The sequence below is a fragment of the Vampirovibrionales bacterium genome, from assembly GCA_016712355.1.
Lineage (GTDB): Bacteria > Cyanobacteriota > Vampirovibrionia > Vampirovibrionales > Vampirovibrionaceae > JADJRF01.
In genome coordinates, this window is the sequence record JADJRF010000005.1 from 1,620,981 (window position 1) to 1,639,802 (window position 18,822).

Annotated in this window: 20 protein-coding genes and 2 tRNA genes; 10 read left to right on the forward strand and 12 right to left on the reverse strand. The window is 60.2% G+C overall.

Annotated elements, in window-relative coordinates:
- The first annotated feature begins 242 nt into the window (after positions 1-242).
- Positions 243-713 carry a cyclic nucleotide-binding domain-containing protein gene (locus IPK79_08910; protein MBK8190553.1) on the forward strand — a complete coding sequence of 157 codons (471 nt, stop codon included), beginning with the start codon at positions 243-245 and terminating at the stop codon, positions 711-713.
- A gap of 2 nt (positions 714-715) precedes the next feature.
- Here IPK79_08910 and IPK79_08915 read toward each other — a convergent pair whose 3' ends face one another.
- The 3 genes from IPK79_08915 to murA are packed head-to-tail and all read right to left on the reverse strand — an operon-like array spanning position 716 to position 2,774.
- Positions 716-1,075, reverse strand: coding sequence for a DUF309 domain-containing protein (locus IPK79_08915; GenBank protein MBK8190554.1), 360 nt, complete (start codon positions 1,073-1,075; stop codon positions 716-718).
- A gap of 29 nt (positions 1,076-1,104) precedes the next feature.
- Positions 1,105-1,467 carry a hypothetical protein gene (locus IPK79_08920; GenBank protein MBK8190555.1) on the reverse strand — a complete coding sequence of 121 codons (363 nt, stop codon included), beginning with the start codon at positions 1,465-1,467 and terminating at the stop codon, positions 1,105-1,107.
- Entirely contained in the window at positions 1,464-2,774 is a 1,311-nt protein-coding gene (gene murA, locus IPK79_08925) for a UDP-N-acetylglucosamine 1-carboxyvinyltransferase (protein MBK8190556.1), read from the reverse strand. Before murA ends, IPK79_08920 begins: the two co-directional genes overlap by 4 nt.
- Before the next feature lie 324 nt (positions 2,775-3,098).
- Here murA and IPK79_08930 point away from each other — a divergent pair, with 324 nt between their 5' ends.
- Positions 3,099-3,725, forward strand: a complete 627-nt coding sequence (locus IPK79_08930) for a DNA-3-methyladenine glycosylase (protein MBK8190557.1) — start codon at positions 3,099-3,101, stop codon at positions 3,723-3,725.
- On the opposite strand, the gene IPK79_08935 is transcribed toward IPK79_08930, so the two are convergent.
- Positions 3,714-3,798, reverse strand: a tRNA-Ser gene (locus IPK79_08935). The two genes, IPK79_08930 and IPK79_08935, sit on opposite strands and share 12 nt — an antisense overlap.
- Positions 3,799-3,977: 179 nt before the next feature.
- Between IPK79_08935 and IPK79_08940 the strand changes: the two genes are divergently transcribed.
- Together IPK79_08940 and IPK79_08945 are read left to right on the forward strand one after the other, a co-directional pair.
- A tRNA-Leu gene (locus IPK79_08940) sits at positions 3,978-4,062 on the forward strand.
- A gap of 92 nt (positions 4,063-4,154) precedes the next feature.
- Complete coding sequence (locus IPK79_08945; protein MBK8190558.1) at positions 4,155-5,720, forward strand: hypothetical protein; 1,566 nt, start codon at positions 4,155-4,157, stop codon at positions 5,718-5,720.
- On the opposite strand, the gene IPK79_08950 is transcribed toward IPK79_08945, so the two are convergent.
- The 4 genes from IPK79_08950 to IPK79_08965 form a co-directional block, all read right to left on the reverse strand.
- Positions 5,708-6,850 (reverse strand): pyridoxal-phosphate dependent enzyme, encoded by a 1,143-nt coding sequence (locus tag IPK79_08950; protein ID MBK8190559.1) that lies wholly within the window; start codon positions 6,848-6,850, stop codon positions 5,708-5,710. The two genes, IPK79_08945 and IPK79_08950, sit on opposite strands and share 13 nt — an antisense overlap.
- Positions 6,851-7,140: 290 nt before the next feature.
- A complete protein-coding gene (gene guaB, locus IPK79_08955; protein ID MBK8190560.1) occupies positions 7,141-8,652 on the reverse strand; it encodes an IMP dehydrogenase in 1,512 nt (503 codons plus the stop codon).
- A gap of 58 nt (positions 8,653-8,710) precedes the next feature.
- Positions 8,711-9,835: a DUF3326 domain-containing protein gene (locus IPK79_08960; protein ID MBK8190561.1), complete on the reverse strand. Its 1,125-nt coding sequence runs from the start codon at positions 9,833-9,835 to the stop codon at positions 8,711-8,713.
- Positions 9,836-9,850: 15 nt separating this feature from the next.
- On the reverse strand, positions 9,851-10,138 hold the full coding sequence (locus IPK79_08965; protein ID MBK8190562.1) for a hypothetical protein: 288 nt from the start codon (positions 10,136-10,138) through the stop codon (positions 9,851-9,853).
- A gap of 170 nt (positions 10,139-10,308) precedes the next feature.
- Here IPK79_08965 and IPK79_08970 point away from each other — a divergent pair, with 170 nt between their 5' ends.
- Positions 10,309-10,491, forward strand: coding sequence for a CPXCG motif-containing cysteine-rich protein (locus IPK79_08970; GenBank protein ID MBK8190563.1), 183 nt, complete (start codon positions 10,309-10,311; stop codon positions 10,489-10,491).
- 38 nt (positions 10,492-10,529) lie between these two features.
- Here the strand turns inward: IPK79_08970 and IPK79_08975 are convergent, their stop codons facing one another.
- Positions 10,530-10,760, reverse strand: a complete 231-nt coding sequence (locus tag IPK79_08975; protein ID MBK8190564.1) for a hypothetical protein — start codon at positions 10,758-10,760, stop codon at positions 10,530-10,532.
- Between the two features lie 156 nt (positions 10,761-10,916).
- On the opposite strand from IPK79_08975, the gene IPK79_08980 reads away from it, so the two are divergent.
- Both IPK79_08980 and IPK79_08985 read left to right on the forward strand, forming a co-directional pair.
- On the forward strand, positions 10,917-12,152 hold the full coding sequence (locus tag IPK79_08980; GenBank protein ID MBK8190565.1) for an MFS transporter: 1,236 nt from the start codon (positions 10,917-10,919) through the stop codon (positions 12,150-12,152).
- A 100-nt stretch (positions 12,153-12,252) separates the two neighbouring features.
- The gene (locus IPK79_08985; GenBank protein ID MBK8190566.1) at positions 12,253-13,047 is read left to right on the forward strand and encodes a hypothetical protein; all 795 of its coding nucleotides are present in this window, start codon (positions 12,253-12,255) and stop codon (positions 13,045-13,047) included.
- 53 nt (positions 13,048-13,100) lie between these two features.
- Here IPK79_08985 and IPK79_08990 read toward each other — a convergent pair whose 3' ends face one another.
- The gene (locus tag IPK79_08990; GenBank protein MBK8190567.1) at positions 13,101-13,970 is read right to left on the reverse strand and encodes a transketolase; all 870 of its coding nucleotides are present in this window, start codon (positions 13,968-13,970) and stop codon (positions 13,101-13,103) included.
- 124 nt (positions 13,971-14,094) lie between these two features.
- Complete coding sequence (locus IPK79_08995; GenBank protein MBK8190568.1) at positions 14,095-14,943, reverse strand: WecB/TagA/CpsF family glycosyltransferase; 849 nt, start codon at positions 14,941-14,943, stop codon at positions 14,095-14,097.
- Positions 14,944-15,121: 178 nt separating this feature from the next.
- Here IPK79_08995 and IPK79_09000 point away from each other — a divergent pair, with 178 nt between their 5' ends.
- Positions 15,122-16,039 carry a GGDEF domain-containing protein gene (locus IPK79_09000; GenBank protein ID MBK8190569.1) on the forward strand — a complete coding sequence of 306 codons (918 nt, stop codon included), beginning with the start codon at positions 15,122-15,124 and terminating at the stop codon, positions 16,037-16,039.
- A gap of 13 nt (positions 16,040-16,052) precedes the next feature.
- Here IPK79_09000 and IPK79_09005 read toward each other — a convergent pair whose 3' ends face one another.
- Positions 16,053-16,649, reverse strand: a complete 597-nt coding sequence (locus IPK79_09005) for a hypothetical protein (GenBank protein MBK8190570.1) — start codon at positions 16,647-16,649, stop codon at positions 16,053-16,055.
- Positions 16,650-16,841: 192 nt separating this feature from the next.
- Here IPK79_09005 and IPK79_09010 point away from each other — a divergent pair, with 192 nt between their 5' ends.
- Entirely contained in the window at positions 16,842-17,792 is a 951-nt protein-coding gene (locus IPK79_09010) for an endonuclease/exonuclease/phosphatase family protein (protein MBK8190571.1), read from the forward strand.
- A gap of 243 nt (positions 17,793-18,035) precedes the next feature.
- A complete protein-coding gene (locus IPK79_09015) occupies positions 18,036-18,683 on the forward strand; it encodes a hypothetical protein (GenBank protein ID MBK8190572.1) in 648 nt (215 codons plus the stop codon).
- The last annotated feature ends 139 nt before the right edge of the window (positions 18,684-18,822 follow it).

The following is an 18,822-nucleotide window of genomic DNA, read 5'->3' on the forward strand; positions in this document are numbered from 1 at the left end:
GTCCTGCTGCGCAGCTCTCATCCCGCGATTATAAACCCTTCGCCCGGCATCGCGTCGTCTGGGAAGGTCGACGTTTTGTAACAATTTTGGTTCCCCCTCAAGTTTAGCGCGCTTTGGCCGACAAATTTACAGGGCCTGAATTCCCATCGGCGCAAGGCCTTCTCATGCGCCCGTCGGGGGCTTTAGGCTCCAGCGAGCTTGCGGGTTGCAGAAACCCGGTGAATACACGAGGACGCGATGCCATGCTGCAGGGCTACGAACAACGCTTTGCCACCGGGGAAACCATCATTCATCAGGGGGCGCAAGGCGATCGCCTGTTTATCATCAAGCTGGGAACGGTCATGATTTGCCGCGAGTCTGCCGAATCGGGAGACTTGCTGCGCATCGCCGAATTAGGCCCCGGTCACATGTTTGGCGAAATGTACCTGCTCAGTCATGAACACACCCGCAACGCCACAGCCATTGCTGCCTCGGAAGTCACGGCCTACGTCGTCTTCGAAGACTCGGTCGCGCAGGATTTCCAGAAAATGAGCCCCTTCCAGAAAATCATGTTCCGGGAAATGGGCCGCCGCGTGAACGACATGAACGAGTCTTACCTCGGGCGCTCCGCCGTCTGGAGCGGCACGGCCGCCTCCGCATTCTCTTCGCCGCAGGCCCCCGATGACGCGGAAGAGTCTATCCAGTGGCGAGATGCGACCATCTCATCTTCTTAAGATTAAAACCTGAGCGGCGGATTCAGCTCGTTTTCGCCGCCCGTTATCGCCGCCAGCGTTGTACGGACGCCCGCCAGGAAAGAGGGCGCGTCGATCCACGCGTATCCGTCTGCGAACCCGCAGGCGGCCAATCGCTGCGCGCCGCGAGCCAGTAAGCGCCGCGCGCCCAGACGATTGTCGCGATGCGCATGGTGATACCCCACCGCAATCTGAATCAAGCCCTGATAGAACGCGCGCCGCGCCGGGTCGCGTTCAGGACGCCAGAGGGCGTCTTCCAGAATTTCATGACACTCAAAAAAACGCCCGGCGTTAAACGCTTCAACCGCCGGGTAAAACGCTTCCGGCGGTTCGGGGCAAGTCAGGGCGCGCCCCAGTTCCAGACGTGGAGCGTTTATGAAGATGAAGGCGACCCGGAGGCGACGGCTTCAAGTCCCTGGCGCTTCATGGCGTCGAGAAAACGCAGCGCTGCGCGCCGTTGCGCGTCTTGTGGCGCAACACGAAGCAGTTCGACTGCTTTAGAGACAATGGGATCCTGATCATACCAGCGATTGCCTTGACGCGGCGGTTTTGACAGGGCGTAAAACTCCTCAAGCGCCTCGGCGCCCACTTGCGCCTCGATTTTTTCAAGGAAGGCCTGAGCATGCGCGCGCACATCGTCCGGAAACGTCCGCAGCAAGTCCAGAACTTCAATCAGCAGGGGGTCGTGATCGTACCAGCGCTTGCCTAACTGGGGCGCAGCATCGTCCTGGCTCATACGGCGCGATTCTCCATGGGTTGCGATGAGGCGGCGTCGTCTTCAACCGTCACGCGGGCAATATCAGCGCCAAGCGCCTGAAGTTTGGCGTCCAGCGTCTCGTAACCGCGATCCAGATGTTCCAGACCCTCGATTTCGCTGACGCCGCGCGCATGCAGGGCGGCGATCACCAGGGCGGCGCCCGCCCGTAAATCGCTGGCGCGTACCTGCGCCCCGCTCAGGAAAGGCGCGCCGGTGACAATGGCGACGTTGCCGTCCTGCTCAATCTGCGCGCCCATCCGCTTGAGGTTGCCCACCTGGCGGAAGCGGTTCTCGTAAATGGTCTCGCGAATCACGCCCACGCCGTCGGCGATCGTCAGCAGGGCCATCATCGGGGCCTGCAAATCGGTGGGGAAGCCGGGATACGGCAGCGTTACGATATTTTGAGCCATCAGCCGCCGGGTGGCGAGAATGCGCACCGAGTTCGGGGTCGGGGTTTCAATCTCTGCCCCCATTTCCACGAGTTTATAGATCTCGGTCTGCATATGGGCCGGGTTGACGCGATGCAGCGTGACATCCCCCTGTGCGCCGGCTGCGGCCATTAAATAAGTCATCGCCTCAATGCGATCGGGGACAACCGTATAGCTGCCGCCGCGCAACGACGCGCGCGACACGCCCTGAATCACAATCCGGCTGGTCCCCGCGCCGCTGACGTCAGCGCCCAGCGTATTGAGGAAGTTGGCCAGATCAATGATCTCCGGCTCCTGGGCCGCATTGGCGATCACGGTCGCCCCGTCGGCCAGAACGGCCGATACCATAATATTCTCCGTGGCGCCCACGCTGGGGATATCCAGCACAATCTCAGAGCCCCGCAGTTGAGACGCCTTCGCCTCGACATAGCCGTGAACAATCTCCACGTCAGCCCCGAGCGCTTGTAATCCCATCACGTGCAGGTCGATGCCGCGCTTGCCGATGGAGCATCCGCCCGGCAGAGAGACGCGCGCCTCGCCAAAGCGTCCCAGCAACGGCCCCAATACGTTAAAACTGGCCCGCATGCGGCTGACCAGTTCGTAGGGAGCTTCGTTACAGGTAATCGAGTCGGCCTGAATCCACATTTCCGCCCCGGCTTGCGTGACGCGACAGCCGAGGTGGCGCAGTACGTCGGCCATCACATTGACGTCGCTCAATTGCGGCACGTTGGTTAAATGCACGGGCTGAGGGGTGAGCAACGAGGCGGCCATCAGCTTTAAGACAGAATTCTTGGCCCCGGAGACGGCGATCTCCCCGTGAAGGCGGCGTCCGCCTGTAACGATTAGCTTGTCAGGCACGCGGAATCCTCCAAGGGTGAAACAGAGATGCGGGTCGTCTTCGTGAGGGTCATACTGATCTCGTATGAGAGGGCCTTGGGTGACGGACTTTCAAAAGAGGCGGCTGCGTAACCCCGCCCGCCGGGCGGATAACGCGCAGACCAAAGCGGCGGAACGAGAGCGCCGGGCCCACATGCTCCTTATCATAACATAGCCTGCGGCGTTCACTGGCGCCCGCTTCAGATAGAGGAGATTCTGCTTCTTTATTATGGTCGCTGGGGGGCTCGACCTGTTGGGCGTCCTGGCGCTAGACTGGCAAGCGGTATCAACGCGAGATTCGCGCCCATGACGTCACCGCCTTTCAATTTATCCGCTGATCAGCCGCTGCCGGTCGATTTCTTTGCGCGCGACACGCTGAGCGTCGCCCGCGAATTGCTGGGATGCCGCTTACGCGCCCGCTTGCCCGGCCATCCGGCTCCGCTCGACTGCCGGATTGTCGAGACCGAAGCCTACACCCAGGACGATCCCGCCTGCCATGCCTTTCGCAAGCAAACGGGCCGCGCGGCGACGCTGTTTAAAGAGCCGGGGCTGGCTTACGTCTACCTCATTTACGGCATGTATTATTGCCTGAATGTCGTCACAGAGCCTGCGGGCCGGGCGGGCGCCGTGCTGTTTCGCGCGCTTCAGCCGCTGAATGACGACGCTGGCGCGCTGCGCACTCACGGTCCGGGCCGTCTCACGCGGGCGCTCGGCATTACCCGCGAGCGGCATAACGAAATCGATCTAACGCATCCCGACAGCGAGCTGACTCTGTGGGCGGCTGATGCGCCCCTGCCGACCGGGCAACCGATCGTCGCCACCGGGCGCATCGGTATTTCTCAGGGCGTGGATCTCCCGTGGCGCTTCTATCTGGCCGGAAATCCCTGGGTCTCGGTTCCGGCTGAAAAAACCCCTAAAAAATGGCGGAAGTGACAGGAGTCGAACCTGCAACCCCGTGAGGGGCGACCGCTTTCGAGGCGGCTTCCTAACCATTCGGATCACTTCCAGAGGCTATTCAATTGTGAGGGTCATTATACCCAAAACCCGCCGGGCTGGAAGCCCCTCGAAAACCTTGCGGGCAAAGACCGTCCGGGTACGGTTGACACTGCAAATCCCTCGCGCGTACAATCAGGCAGACCGGGCCGCAGTACCGCGCGCTTGCTGAAAGGCGGCGAACGGGCTTGCGTCGGGGTGGCGGAATTGGTAGACGCGCACGTTTGAGGGGCGTGTGGAGCAATCCGTGGGGGTTCAAGTCCCCCCCTCGACACCATCTCCTCTTCCAGAGCGGCCCGGTATCGGGTAGAGAGAGGCCGCCAGAACAGGCCATAGCCAGAATAAGCCACAGAAGGACGCTGGTTATCTATGCATCAGGTGTCAGATCGCTTCGGGACTCGCCTCGGCGGTTTGTGTCGTTCGCTGATTGGGTTTCCCGGACTGTCTGGCGTGTTTTTCATGCTGGCTTTTTTGTTTGCGCTCTGGGCGCCTGCGCTGACGCGCCTGAATATTAATATTCTGAATGATAGTGACACCTGCTGGCTGATCAAAACAGGCGAGTGGATTCTTTCCCATGGGGCGCTGCCCGCGACCAACCCGTTTTCTGCCGGAATCGCTTCTCTGGCGGCTGTTCCCATCGTCTGCTATCAGTGGCTGTTTGAAGTTGCGCTGGCGCTTGCTTTTCGCGCCGCCGGGCTGCATGGCGTGGTGCTGTTGATCGCAGCGATTTTCGGCCTGACGTTTGTGATCCTGGTGCGCTGGCTGTACCGAAAAGGATTTGCGAGCGTTCCTGATATCGTCCTCAGTGGCGCGTTCGCCCTGGCCGGACTTGCGCCTTTTGCCATCGCGCGCCCGATGTCATGGAGCCTGATATTGACTGCGTTGCTGATGGCGCTTTTCTCTCGTGATCACGGTGGATCCAGGGCTCCGTGGCGTCGGCGCTGGATTTTCCTGCCGCTACTGTTTCTGGTGTGGGCCAATACTCATTTAGGCTTTTTGCCGGGCCTGGCCATTCTGGCTGTCTACTGCGCCGCACAAGCGATCGCCGTGCGCCAATGGCAGCCGATGGCGCTGTGGGCGCTGTGCGCGCTGGCCACGCTGGTGAATCCGTATGGCGCGACGCTGTACAGTTATTTTGCGCAACTGGCCGACAGCCCCTACATGAATCAAAGTATTATGGAGCTGAAGTCGCCGGCGTTTCACTTAGAGCCGTCCCGTCTGGCGCTGTATGTGACGCCGGTGATTGCCGCCGTTTTTCGAGGGGGCGACCCGCGTCTTCGCGCTGCCGACCGCGTGCTGCTGGCGCTCACGTTTCCGCTGGCGCTGTTATCGTTGCGCCATTATTATCTGTTCGCCCTCGCTGGCTTGCCGTTTGTCGCAAGCGCCGTTTCCGGCGTGGCAGGGGCGATACGACAGGCGTGGGCGCGGCGAACGCCTGCGGGCGCCAATGGTCCTGCGCTTTTCTCAGGATTTTCTCTGGAAAACGATAAGCCGGCGTTGTTCATCGCGTTGATACTGGCGATGGGGCTGATACTCGCAAATGTTCGCGCTTTTCCCGCTTCGTTCCCATTTAGCGCTGCTTTCGCGGGCGCTTTCGCCTATTTGCGCGATCATCCCCCGCCCGGGCTCGTGATTTCGCGGCCTCATGTGGGCAGCTATCTGCTGTGGTCGAATTTAAAAACCCGCGGTATTCTGGATTCCCGCATGGATATGTATGGCGACCGCTGGTCAGCAGCCTCTCAAAATGCGTTCTGGTTTCTGCCGGGGTGGGAATCGTATGCGCGGCGTCATGGCGTTGTGGCGTGGGTGTTTACGCGAGAGGACTTAAGCGGCGCTCAGTGCGAATTCCCGGCAAAACCCTTGCGCGTGGCGTACCACGACAAAAGCATGTGCGTCGTCCTCTTGCAGCCGCGCGCCAAAGATCAAAGCCCGTAAGCGCCTTCATCGACGTTGGCGCCGCTGAGGATGCTCACCACCCGATGCCCCTCGGCCAGCAGGCGGGCGACCACGGCGGGAGACGCCGCCGCGCCGGAAGCCCCTTCGACCAGCCGTCCCAGCTCGGCGCGGACGCAGGCCAGACCGCTTTGAATGGCATCGTCGGGAATCTCGCGCAGATTCACGCCCAGACGCATCAGCAGGCGCTGATTGGTCGGACTCATCTGCAATACGCGAATGGCGTCGCCGTAGGGCGAATTCATATCCGCCAGCCGCAGCCCGTTCAGATGCAGCGTTTGATTGCGCAGGCGCGCGTCTTCGGCAAAGCCAAAGCGCAGGGCGGTGGAAATCCCCAGTAGCAGCCCGCCGCCGCCCACTGGCGAGACCAGCGATACCGGCCGCCGTTCTTCCCAGGAGTCGGTTTGCTGCGACAGATGCGCGCGCAATTGATCAATCAACTCGAGTCCAATGGTGCCTTGCCCGGAAATCACGTCGTAGTCGCCAAAGGGATCGACGTAATGATCCCCGCGTTGGGCCCGAAGACGCGCCACGGTGCGGGCGTCCTCGAACGATTGTCCCTGCATGACCAGTTCTGCGCGCAAGGCGCTGCGATCGCGCAGTTGTTCAATCGTGTGCAGCAGCTTTTCGCGCTTCATCGAAGCGATGTTTTCTGGAACGACAATTGTCGCGGTCAGGGGGGTCGGCGACTTTTCCTGAATCAGTTCGGCGGCCTTCAGCACGCCGAGCGCATGATTGCCGGTGGAGACTGTTACAAAGGCGCGGCGCCCTTTATCATAGGCGCGCAGCATCGCGACCATGGCGCCGCGGACTTTATAGGCGCGCGTGACGGTCTGCGTCTCGCATTTGAACCAGTGCGCCGCGCCGCTGGCCGCCTGAACCAGCGGCGTAATGGCGAAATCCGAGCGCTCCGACGATTCGGGCAGTCGCAGCGCCTTGACGTACGGGCGCAGGCGCGAGCGTGCGTCGCGAATGGCGTCAAACAGATGCTCAAGCGTCCATTGGTCCGGCACTTTGCTTTGATTAACGGCCATGACAGACTCCAGACTCTGCGGCGCAAGGCGTAGAGGCGGCGACGCGGGAAAACGAGAGAACGAATGATGGACCAGCATAAGACGCGGACTCCTGGGCTCTTATGAGCAAAAACCGCCGGAGCGAGAGGCCCGGCGGTTTTTGAGGAAAGCGTTTAAAAGATGCTCGCATTCAAACCCCACCGGATAATAACGCATAGCCGGTAATTCGAATGGCGATTTCGGGAGACTGAAGAGGCATCCAGACAATCCCTTTCTGGAAACGGCGGCGGTTGAATGGGCGCGCGAGACACATTAATTCTACCCGCATTATAGCCAGACCGTTGGTAAAATCCAAGGGGGTGCGGCTTCAGGCTCAGCGCTCGCTGCGCTTACATCATGCTTTTTTCGTAGCTGTACAGGCTGTGGACGCCGCCTTCCGCCTGAGCGGCGGGCGATCGGCGCTCAAAGGCCAGACGGTTGGCGTACAAGGCTTCATGCAGCGCCGCGACGTTGCGCGCGCCCAAATCCTGAAACCCATGGCGAATGCCGTGAATCAGGTACGGCGCAAAGCGATGAATCGATCCCTTGTCCACCACCGAGCCCGAGACGCCCTGGGCCACGCGAATGCGGTCCTTCTCGCTGAAATAACGCGAGGCGCTGCCCTTGTTCATGGCCTCGACCGAGCCCATGCCCCGGTATTTTTTCAGTCGCACGCCGTCTTTGTAAAAATAATCGCCCGGCGCTTCTTCTGTACCGGCGAGCATCGAGCCCATCATGACCGTCGAAGCGCCCAGGGCCAAGGCTTTGGTGATATGACCAATCGTCGAAACGCCGCCGTCGGCCAATACCGGCACGCCCCGACGCGCCGCATACGCCGCCACGCGATAGACGGCGGTCGCTTGCGGACGGCCAACCGCCATCACTTCCTGAGTGGTACAGATAGACCCCACGCCCATGCCGATGCGCAGGCCGTCAACGCCTGCGTCAATCAGATGAGCGGCTTGCGCCGTCGTCACAATATTGCCGCCAATCACCTGAAGCTGGGGATGAGCGGCCTTCAAGTGGCGAATCATCTCAATCTGGAAGGTCGAATCGCCTTGCGACGAATCGATAATCACCACGTCGACCCCGACCTCGACCAGCGCAGCGACGCGATCGCGGTCTTCTTCGCGCGTGCCCACGGCGGCGCCGCAAAGCAACTGCTTGTTATCGTCCTTCGAGGCCAGCGGATAATCGCGGTTTTTGAGCAAGTCGGTTCTTGAAATCAGCGCCACCAGCTCAAAATTCTGGTTGACGATTGGCAATTTACCTTTCTTGCTCTGGCGCAGAATATGATTGGCTTCTTCCAGCGTACACGGTTCGCGCCCGACCACCAGCTCGGTGGTCATCACCTCGGAGAGGGGTAGCGAGCGGTCCTGAATGAAATCAATGTCGCGATTGGTGACAATGCCGACCAGTTTGGAGCCCATGCGCCCCTGCTCTGTAATCGGAAAGCCCGAAAACCCGTGCGTTTTCTTGATTTCGTCAATATCCGCGATCCGATGGGCGGGGCTGAGGGTGAGCGGATTGGTGATGAAGCCGTTTTTATAACGCTTGACCCGCTTGGCAAGCGAGCGCTGCTCCTCAATCGTGTTGTTGTAATGAATAATGCCGATGCCGCCCTGAAGCGCCATGGCAATGGCCATCTCGGCCTCGGTGACCGTATCCATCGGCGAGCTGACCAACGGCGCTTTCAGCCGAATCTCGCGCGTCAGGCGCGTATCGAGCCCCACGTCATCCGCAGAAAAATCAATATGACCGGGCAGCAGAATAAAATCATCGTAAGTGAGCCCGGCGCCGGAGCCCTCAAAAAGCTCGCAAGCGCTCAGGCCGTCAAGGGGCGGATTGAGAACATCGGTCATGGCGGGGCTCCCTGCGATGGCATGCGCAATAAGGCTTTACTATAGCTCAAAAAAGAGCTCAAAAAAGCTCAAAAACGCCCGGCGCCTCGGGCAATGCCCCTGCCCGTCGGCGCGTTACCTGAGCGCTGGCGACGCCATGGCGCAAGGCCTGCAATACGCCGGCAGCCTCAAAATAACTCGCCGCCTCGATAATCCCGCGAGGCGCGCCTAAGGCCGCCGCGTCGACGCGCATGCGCGTGGCGTTGTCTTGCACGGCGATGACGGCGATATCCCGTTCAAGCGCCTGCCACACCGCAGCGCCGCCCAGCGCATCTGCCGGAACAATCAGCGCTGACACGTCCTGCGCCAGGATCGTCGCTGGCGGTCTCTCCCCTTGCGCAAGGGCGTTCTGGCGGGTCGGCGCCAGTTGCGGCGCGCGCGCCAGACCCGTTAAAACGCATGGCAGAAAGGTGGGCGCAATAAATTCTGAGGCGGCGCGCGGATCGACCAGCGTATCCATCGCGGGGGCGGCGTCGGCTTCGTCGAACACGGGCGCATGGGCGCAAGGCAGGCCAAACGCCTCGCTGACGGCATGAGAGAGCAGCGCTTCCAGCCCCGCGATGGGGTCCACGTCGTTTCCTGCCTTATACGCGTTGGAATCCGAAGGCGGCATGCGGGCGGCGATTGCCAGCGCCTGCGCGCCGTTTGCGATCGCCCGGCGACAAGCCGCCAAGAGAGGTTCCAGCGTCGTCACGCTCCCGGACGCCGCCCCGGAGGGGTCGTCATGGAGGCTCAGGCTTAGGGGCTGCGCCGTTTCTTCCACCGAAGAAATGCAAACCCCGTAAACCGTTTGCACGGCGTGAATCGCGTTGAGGTGCAGGGTGCGCATGCGCGGCTCGACGCCTGCGTCCAGAATCACGCCGACCCGATTGCTGCGCGTGGGGCGCAACGCCAGTTCGCCCATCCAGAACCGATCCAGCGCGTAGCCTTCTACATAGAGCGCGTTGGGAGGCAATTGCTGAAAAACCGCCGCATTGGCGACATTGGGATGCGTGATGATCGTATCGCAGCACGTCGCCAGCAGATTCAGCCATGGGGTTGCGTCGCCGCCAAAGCCGCCGATGCGCGCGCCAATGCCGGTTGGAATCAACATGGCGGCGATAAACGGGGCCTGCGTCGCTTGCCCGTCAGGAACAGACGTCATGATCACGGCTGAGCCCTACAGCCACCGGGCTAAGGCGGCCAGCGCCCACAAGGGCAGCGCTCTCAGAATCGGAAACTTCTCGCGCAGGCGCGCAATACGCTGGGCGCGCTCGCGATGGCGACGCCAGACGGGAAACAGCCGGATTCGCCTCGAATTGCCCATTTCGCGCAGGGCCTTACGTCGGCGGAAATAGTCGCTCAGTTCCTCGGGGGCGCACAATTGCCGCGCCAGCGAGTCTACCTGTCGTTCCCACGCGTCGCGATCTGCTCTGCGTTTTTTGAAAGCCCGGTAATGACGACTCATAAGCCACTCATCGCGTCAACGCCATGTGATTATGGGATGGCCCTTATTCTAGCGATTTCCGCCGCGTCCGACAAGCATTCAGCATGCGCTGTAATGACGTCGTAATCGCATCCTGCATGGCGCGCTGGCTTCAGGTATAATCAAGCCGTCGCAAAACCAGAACAGGGCTTATGGATAGCTTTTTTACCTGCGCGTATTGCTTCCAGACCAATAGCGCGTTTATTGATCCCGACGGGGGTTCTGTTCAGCGCTATGTCGAAGATTGCCAGGTGTGTTGCCGTCCTAACGCGCTCAGTATCGCGTGGGATGACGAGGCGCAGGTCTATACCATTGACAGCGAGCCGGAATCCTGACAGACGTGAGCGTCTAAATCACCCCGTCTGACTTCGTCCTAGCCAATCAGGCCGTTGCCGATATCAATTTCGCTGGCCTTCATAATAAGGGCCTGATAAATCACTTTTTCTGGCGAGGAGCTGACCGACGAGAACGGATCGTCGTGCATCTTCTCTTTGGCGTCTTCCAGCAGGCGTTTGGCCACTTCGGAGATTTCCAGCACCAGTTGATAGCAGTTGTCGACTTTTTCGTTCAGGTCGCAGGCGATTTGGGTAATGGTCGAGGTCATCGGGCTGCAGGCTCCTCCTATGCATCACAAGCGCGGACGCGCAGGGGTTTATTGTAAGCACAAAGGGCGGGTCGCTGGCAAATGGCGCCTCTGGCTTTGGCGGGCCTCCCATGCGCCGGATCGCCTGTGCTATGCTGCCGGGCGATGCGAGTTCCGATGGTTTCAGGCGGTTGCCGGTCTGCGGGCGGCGCGCCTGTTTTGGGCGTGGACACTGCGTCGCCGCCGTTATGGACCTCCTCTTTCATTCGCCTGTGCGCGTGTACGGTCTTATTGTTCGGGGCTTATCACGCGCTAACGCCGATTCTGCCGGTATTTTTCGCTCAGCGCCAGATGAACGGCCTGCAGGTGGGCGCGCTGCTCTCGGCGTTTCTGGCGGCGTCGCTGCTGGTCAGGCCGTTTGCGGGCGTGTTGTCCGACCGGGTCGCTCCCGCGTGGCTGATGACTATGGGCCTGCTGGGCTTTGCCGCCTGCGCCGCCGCGTATCCTTTCGCGCCCGGATTCTGGCCCTTGCTTGCCGCGCGTTTGATTCAAGGCGCGAGTTACGCCCTGTTTTACACCGGCGCGGCGGCTTCCCTGCTGAGCCAGTCGCCGCCCCAGCGTAAGGCCGAGGCGTTGGCCTGGTTTGGCAATGCCATCAAGATCGCCATGGCCGCGGCCCCCGCTCTGGGGCTCTGGATGGCGGGCTGGCGCGCGCTGGCCCCTTTCTGGCTGTCGGCCCTTGCCGCGCTGGGAGCGCTGCCTTTGGCGCTGAAAACGCCTGAAATCCAGCGGGCGACTGCTGTGAGAGAGTCGGGCGAGCTGTCGGGCTCGCCTTGGCGTCTGGCGCGGCTGATCGAGGCTGGCGCTTTATTCCCCGGCTGGATGATGGCGGGCAATACCCTGCTGTTCGGCGCGATGATGGCCTATGCTCCTCTGTTGACGTCCGAAAAAGGCCTGCCCTCTCAAGGCTGGTTTTACGCCGTCTTTTCAATCGCCCTGATCGCCTCGCGCGCGGTCACCAGCCCCTGGGCAGATCGCTTTGGCCGCGAAATCGTCGCCCTGCCGGGCGTCACGCTCACGATTCTGTCGGTGGCGGCGCTGGCCCTGGCCTCGAATCCCCTGTCGTTTCTGGCGGCGACGGCCTGTTACGGCCTTTCTGCCGGATGCGTCCAGCCGTCGCTGATGGCGCTGGCCTCGGATCGCGCTCCTGCCTGCCGCCAAGGCGCGGCCATGGCGACGTTTACGCTGCTCAATGACTTTGGCATCGCGGCCGGATCGTTTCTGATGCCGTACTGGGGAGAGGCGATCGGATATCGTTCGGCGCTCCTCGCGCTATGCGCTCTGGCAGGCCTTGCCTGGATTGCGTTGCTTGCATCGGCAGTACGGGCGGGCGCTTTGCGGGCCAGAATGTAAATTTTTCTCCGTGGGCGCAATTAAACGCGGGGGCCGGGTTTTATTCCGACGGCCATTATGCTAGGCTGTTTCCCTACAAATCTTTGGGATGGGACTACTTGTGACAGGACTTACCGCGCTGCGTTTCGGCGGCCCCGCCCTGACGGCGCAATCCGCGCCTAAATTTGGCTTTGCGGGAGGGGCGTTTACGCCGGGCGCGCCCACTAACTCCGACGGCTCGCAGTCTTCAGGCTTTCTTGGCGCGCTGCATACGCCGCAATTGCCCTCGCTTGCAGGCATCACCTCGTCCTTGCATTTGCCCCCGATGCCGAATATGGCTAATTTATCGTCACATCTGCCGTGGCAGCATCCGCAAGCGGCTCCTGCGCCGCGTTCTGCTGAGTCTATGGCGGGTTCTCCCATCGCGCGCGCTGCTGCGCCAGCGCCGGCTCAGGCTGTTTCTGGCCCGGTTGCGTCGGCTTCTGCGGGTCCGGCCCCGGCCCCTGCGTCGCGATCGGTTGCGCCCGGCGAGATGACCTTTGTCGCCAAGTTACCGCCGATGGCCTTTCCGTTGACGGCGTCTTCCCAGCAAATGGCGCAGATGCAGGCCGTCTGGGCGGCGCAACAGGCCCAACTGATGGCCGCAGCGGAATCGGCGCTGCGTCAGGCGTACGCGCGCAGCCAGCAAGAGGCCAAACAGGAATCCATGGCCTACCACCTCCAGCACAAGGGCGGCATGCCCGCCAGTATCGCTAACAACAGCAAGCTGATTCGCTATAACCCGTTTATGCTCCCGCCCGTGGAAGCCTATAACAACTTCAGCGCCGATCAGAAGGCCGGCGTCAGCCCGCCATGGATTGACCCCCAGCTATTATCCGGTCAGACGTACCGCAATTATTATTTCCCGAACGCGTAAAATTAGACGGCTTCAAGGTTTTGGCGCCCGTTTGGCAACGTTTTAAGGCGCGTTTAGGATTGAAATCCCGCGAGCGTCGCGTTTAATTCGGACATGGCGCGATCAAACTCATCGCGGTTGGGGGCCTTGCCATGCCAGCCGGCGGCGTTTTCCATAAACGACACGCCTTTTCCCTTGACGCAGCGCGCAATAATGACTGTCGGCCGGTCAGACGCGTCCGCCAGTCGGTCGGCTTCGGCCAGCGCGCGGCGCAGATCCTCGAAATCGTGCCCGTCGGCCTCCAGCGTCTGCCAGCCAAACGCGCTGAATTTAGGGGCCAGTTCGCCGAGCGCTTTCACGTTTTCGGTAGCGCCATCGATTTGCAGGCCATTGCGATCGACAATCGCCGTCAGCCGATTGACTTTGTGATGGGCGGCGCTCATGACGGCCTCCCATACGTTGCCTTCCTGACACTCGCCATCGCCTAACAGGGCGTAGACGCGGGACGATCGGCCATCCAGACGATGCCCCAGCGCCATGCCGACGGCGCAGGAGAGTCCTTGTCCCAGCGATCCGGTCGAAACATCAACGCCTGCGACATAACGAGACGCCGGATGTCCTTGCAGATTGGAATGAATCCGGCGCAATGTGGGTTGTTCCGCCCACGGAATATACCCCGCTTCCATTAGAACGGCGTACAATGCAGGCGCGCCGTGTCCTTTCGAGAGGACAAAACGGTCCCGGTCCGGCCAGTCAGGTTGGGCAGGGTCATGGCGCATGTGATCGAGCCACAGGGCCAGCAAAATCTCAAGACACGAAAACGACGTGCCGGGATGCCCGGATTGCGCCTCGAAGATCATCGACAGCGCGACGGGACGGAGTTTGGCGGCAATCTCCCGCAGTTGCGGGACGCTCAGGCGGGAAGAGGGTGGGTGGAGGGACATGGGCGGGCGTAGGGGGCGTATTCTAACCAGAAGACAAGCGTGTTAAAGCGTGAGACAGGTCTGGAGAAGCGCGCTGCCTGTAAAATGCGCTCATCGCGCAGTTGGCAAGGCGTCTGACAAGGCGTCACGACGGGCGTGACGCGGGTGCGTCGCAAGACCCCCTGTAGCATAGCACTTTCAGGGCGAAAAGCGGTAACGTTTTGTAAGTGCGCTGCAAACGCCACGGTTCGCTGGCAATGCGATAGGCCCATTCCAGATTCAGGCGCCGTAAGACAGCCGGGGCGCGGCGTTTCAGTCCGCTCCACACGTCCAGACTGCCGCCGACGCCTAACAGCGCCGTATTCGGGGTAAAGCGTCCCGCATGGCGTCGGATCCACTTCTCCTGTCGCGGGGCCCCCAGCGCCACGAATACCGCTTTGGGCCGCGCATCGGCGCACGCTTGGGCGCAGGCGGCTTCTTCCTCATCTGTGGAGAAAAATCCGTGATGGGCGTAAGCGACCGCCAGACCCGGATACCGCGTCGACAGCGCCGCGATGGCCGCATCCAGCGTCGCCGCTTGCGCTCCGATGAACGCGACGGGCCAGCCCCGTTGCGCAGCGCGCGCAAGCAGGGCTTCCGCCAGTTCGATGCCCGGCAGGCGCTGAACCGCGATCCCCTGTCGGCGAAGCGCCCACACAACGCCCGCGCCGTCTGGGATGCTCAGACCAGCAGTTTTCAGGATATCATCCAGCTCAGGATCTTGCTGGGCTTGCATGATCATCTCGGGGTTGAGCGTGACCACGTGCAGGGGCGTCGTGCGGCCCGGATCTCCAAGATAGGCCTCTTGGGCAGGCGCGTTCTGGACAGCCGTCTGCTCAAGAGCTGTTTCTATCAGGCGCAAAGCCCTGTCGGCGTCAACGCAGCGGACCGGGATCCCCAACACATCAGCCGTTCGGGGCGAATCTTCAAGCGCGAAATTGGCGTGGGTCTGCACAGCGAGGGCCTCCGACGGGGCGCGATCGCCCTAACCCTTGCCAGCATACCGCAAAGAGAGGGCGTAACGAAAATGGCAACAAATCGGGTTGAGAGGCGTTAGTGTCGTTATCCCGATGGGTTTCCCCCTGTTCCCTGTTGCTTCGCCCTTCTTCTGCTTAGGATATCGTTTTATGTCAGTGGCTTTGTCTTCCCTCCGTTTTGGCGCTCAACCGCAGGCGTTTCCCGCTACTCGCGACTCAGGCGCCAGATCCGGCGACAGTTTTGGCGGCATTACGGCCCCCCGCGCGCTGCTTGCGCCCCGATTCGGCCAGGACCGCGATCCGTTGGCGGCGCTGCCGGAATCCCGGAATTTCCGCCGCTCGAACCCTCTGGACCAGCTCGCCAAGCTGGAACTCATCTTTAAAATGCTGATCAGCCTGCTGGAGCGCTGCGAGAAGCGTATTCCCATCGCGGCCCCCATTCTCTCTCAAGCGCATAACCTGCTGGATCTGGGCATGGGGACGGTTCAGAATCTTCGCAATCTCGTCGGGCGCGATGCTTTGACAGGCGTTCCCAATCGCCAGTCTTACGACGACGCCTTGAAGCAGCGCTCAGACGAGGCAAAGGCTCGCCAAGGCGACTTTACGACGCTGATGCTCGACATCGACCACTTTAAAAAGGTCAATGACACGCTGGGTCATGAGGGCGGCGATCGGGTGTTGCGGCAGGTGGCCGAATCCGTTCAGCGCTATCTGGAAAACCAGAAGGGCGACCCGCAGGTGTTTCGTTACGGCGGCGAGGAGTTCGCCATTCTGGCCTCGGGCTTGACGCGCGACGAAAGTCAGGCGCTGGCGCAAGGCGTGTGTAACGCGGTTCGCGCCATCGATTGGGAGGGCGAGCGCCGGTCGGACTACAAGCTGAACGAGGCGGGGCTTGATTATATTCGCAATCAACGCGATCACGGCGCGATGACGGTTAGCGTGGGCGCCTGTCATGCCCAATTCTCAAATCCTGACGATATTCAGACGTTTGAAAAGCCTGAAGTGCTTACCAAAGCGGCTGATAGTCGCCTGTACTTCGCCAAGAAAAGCGGTCGAAATCGCGCCTGCCTGTAAGCGACGTCTCTAATCAGGGACGCGGCGCAGCCGTCTGGGTCTTCAGGGGCAAGAAATCCAGCGCGGCCAGCGTGTCATGAAACGCCTGCTGATTGTATTCCGGCTCGTTGGCGTAGAGCGTCAACAGCTTGCGGTAAGCGCGCTCTATCTGGCGATGCGCCTGCTGAATCTCGGGCTGATTCATATTCACGCGCAAATCCGCATCAGTCGCGCGCTGCCAGGAGGCAATCGTCTGGCGATGGGCGAACAGCGCGCCCTGTAATGCGCGATGCACGCCGGATAGCTTACGTGGCGGCGTCAGGGCGTTTAGCTGATCTTCAACCCCTTTGAGGGCCTGCTCTGAGGTAATGGGATCGGCTCCTCGCCGCGCGCCGGACTGAAGCCAGCGCATGGCATCCGTGCGAATGGCGGTGGCGACGTCCGTCAACTCGAACACGGTCGTGAGATACGTTTGCTCCGCTCCTCGAATCCGAGAAATGCCCGCGTTATAAGGGGTCTGGCGTTGGGGAATCGTTCGATAGGCCTCTTGTATGGACATGGTGGGCATGGCCGCCGTGAGCGCCAATGCCAGCGTGAGCGGCGCGACGCGCCAGAATCCGGAAGGAAGCATTACAAAGCCCTCGTGCTGATATTTCTTCCCTCAAAACAGGGACTCTCCTACAGAATGGCCCGTATAATACCACGGACCGAACGCGCGGACGCCGCCTGCCTCCGCCTGCCTCCGCCTTGTCACTCCCTTGCCGTCGTCGTGGGGCGCGGGTAGAATAGAGCGCCGTCGCCCTTGACGCTGCGGCGAGAGTTGATGATAAAGGACAATCCGGCGATGCGCTGGCTGTTGTGGATGTTCTGCCTGGGATTGCTGGCTGTCGCCATTGGGTGTCTCTGGCTGAGCCCGCGTTATTGGCCTTTCGAGATGCTATCGGCCTTCTGGCCGCAATATTTGGCGGCCTTTTTTGCGCTTGGCCTTGCTGCGGCGTTTTCGTGGCGTCCGGCGCTGGCGTTGTTCGCTTTGGCGGGCGTCGCGCTGGCGGGTGTGGCCTTAAAAAGCCTGCTGGCGCCAGCCCCTGCGCCGCCATTGTCGACTCATGCCGCTTCGTTTACGATGATGCAGGCAAATCTTCACGATGAAAACATTGACCACCAGCGGTTTTTCAAATTCGTGGGGTCGAATCATCCAGATATTCTGGCGCTTCAGGAGGTGACGCCTCACTGGATGCGCGCTATCCGTGCGAATGAAAACCTGATGACCCGCTATCCCTATCGCCTGATTGGCAATGGCGGCGATACGACGCTTTTGAGTCGGTTCCCACTGGCGCATGCGCGTCGCGAGTTCATTCCGCCTTATGATTCCTATCTGAGCGCGCAGGTGCGCCTTGAAAACCGCGTGGTTCAGGTGTTTGTCATTCACCCGGAGCATCCCACCAGCGGCTCGTCGGCGCGTCGTCAGCGGGGCGTTTTCGATGCGCTGATAGCCAAAGGCCGCCAGACGCCGAATCCGTTTCTGATTGTCGGTGATTTTAACGCCACACCCTGGTCTTATCAGTTCAATCGCCTGAAAAGCTCGCTGTCTCTGACAGATACCGCGCAACAGGGTTTGGGATTCCCGCCCTCGTGGCCGGTAGGGTGGGGTCCGCTGATGATCCCGATTGATCACTGTCTGGTCAGTCCCGGCTTGCGGGTGACGCAGCGTACCGTCGGCCCCGCCCTCGGCTCCGATCACCTCCCCGCCCGCATGACCCTTGCGCTGGAATAGCGTCTGCCCGGGCCGACTTACCCGCTCTTGATGCGCCCATCGGCTGATTCCGCTGAGCGCTTCCCCCTAAAGGCAGGCGCGTTGTCCCTGTTCCCCATTTGTCATGGCTGGAGTCGCCTTGTGGGCGCTCGTTGCACAAGTCAACGGACAACTTTTATTTTCAGGAGCGTTTATCATACAGTCACTTTTCTATAGTCACTTTTTTGGCCGATTGTTTGAACTTCCATGATGAGATGAGTATCGATGCCCTTGCTTTCCTTCAATCAGCCTGCTGAATATTCGTATCGTCCTATTGCTCAACCTCCGGTTTTCAGGGCATTTCAACATAATTCTTCTGTAACCCCTTCCTTTTCACAAGATGTTTTTCAGAAAGAAGAAAAATTTCTGACAGATAATAATCCTTTGCGTATGGGCTTGACACGTTACCTGGGATATACGAACGAGTTTGGCGTTGCCCTGGAGCCTTTGATTGGCGAGGCCCTCAAAAACCTCACGTTTAAAGTGGTTGAACTCTATGCTTTAACCGACGCATTTTTAACAGGTTTCAGAGCTTATAATAAAGCGATTAAATCTGGTATGTCGCAAAAAGACGCGACTTTTGACGGATTGGTCATGGGTGGAGAGGCCGGTATTTTTCAAGGAATCGCCAGTTATTTTGTTCCGGCTTTGATAGTCGATTTTGTAAAGCGTCAGACGGAAAATATTTTAAAACCGACTGGTCTTTTAAATGCCACTGCTAAAAATTGGCCCCGGATTGCCAAAGCGTTACCGATGGCGACCGGTATTGCCGTTATCCCTCTTATCGTCTCTCCAATTGATAAAATGGCTGAATGGATTATTGAAAAAATTTATCATCCATTTGTAAATTCTTTTGTGCGTCCTCGTGTATAACCATATTTTGCAAGTCAGAACCTATCCACTTCTATCACTTCATTTTAAATCTACTTGATAAAGGCCGGAGGCTTTCCCCCTTGCGTCCAGCGTAACAAACGCATGCCTGCGGCCCGAAATCCCTTCCCCTTGCTGGGAT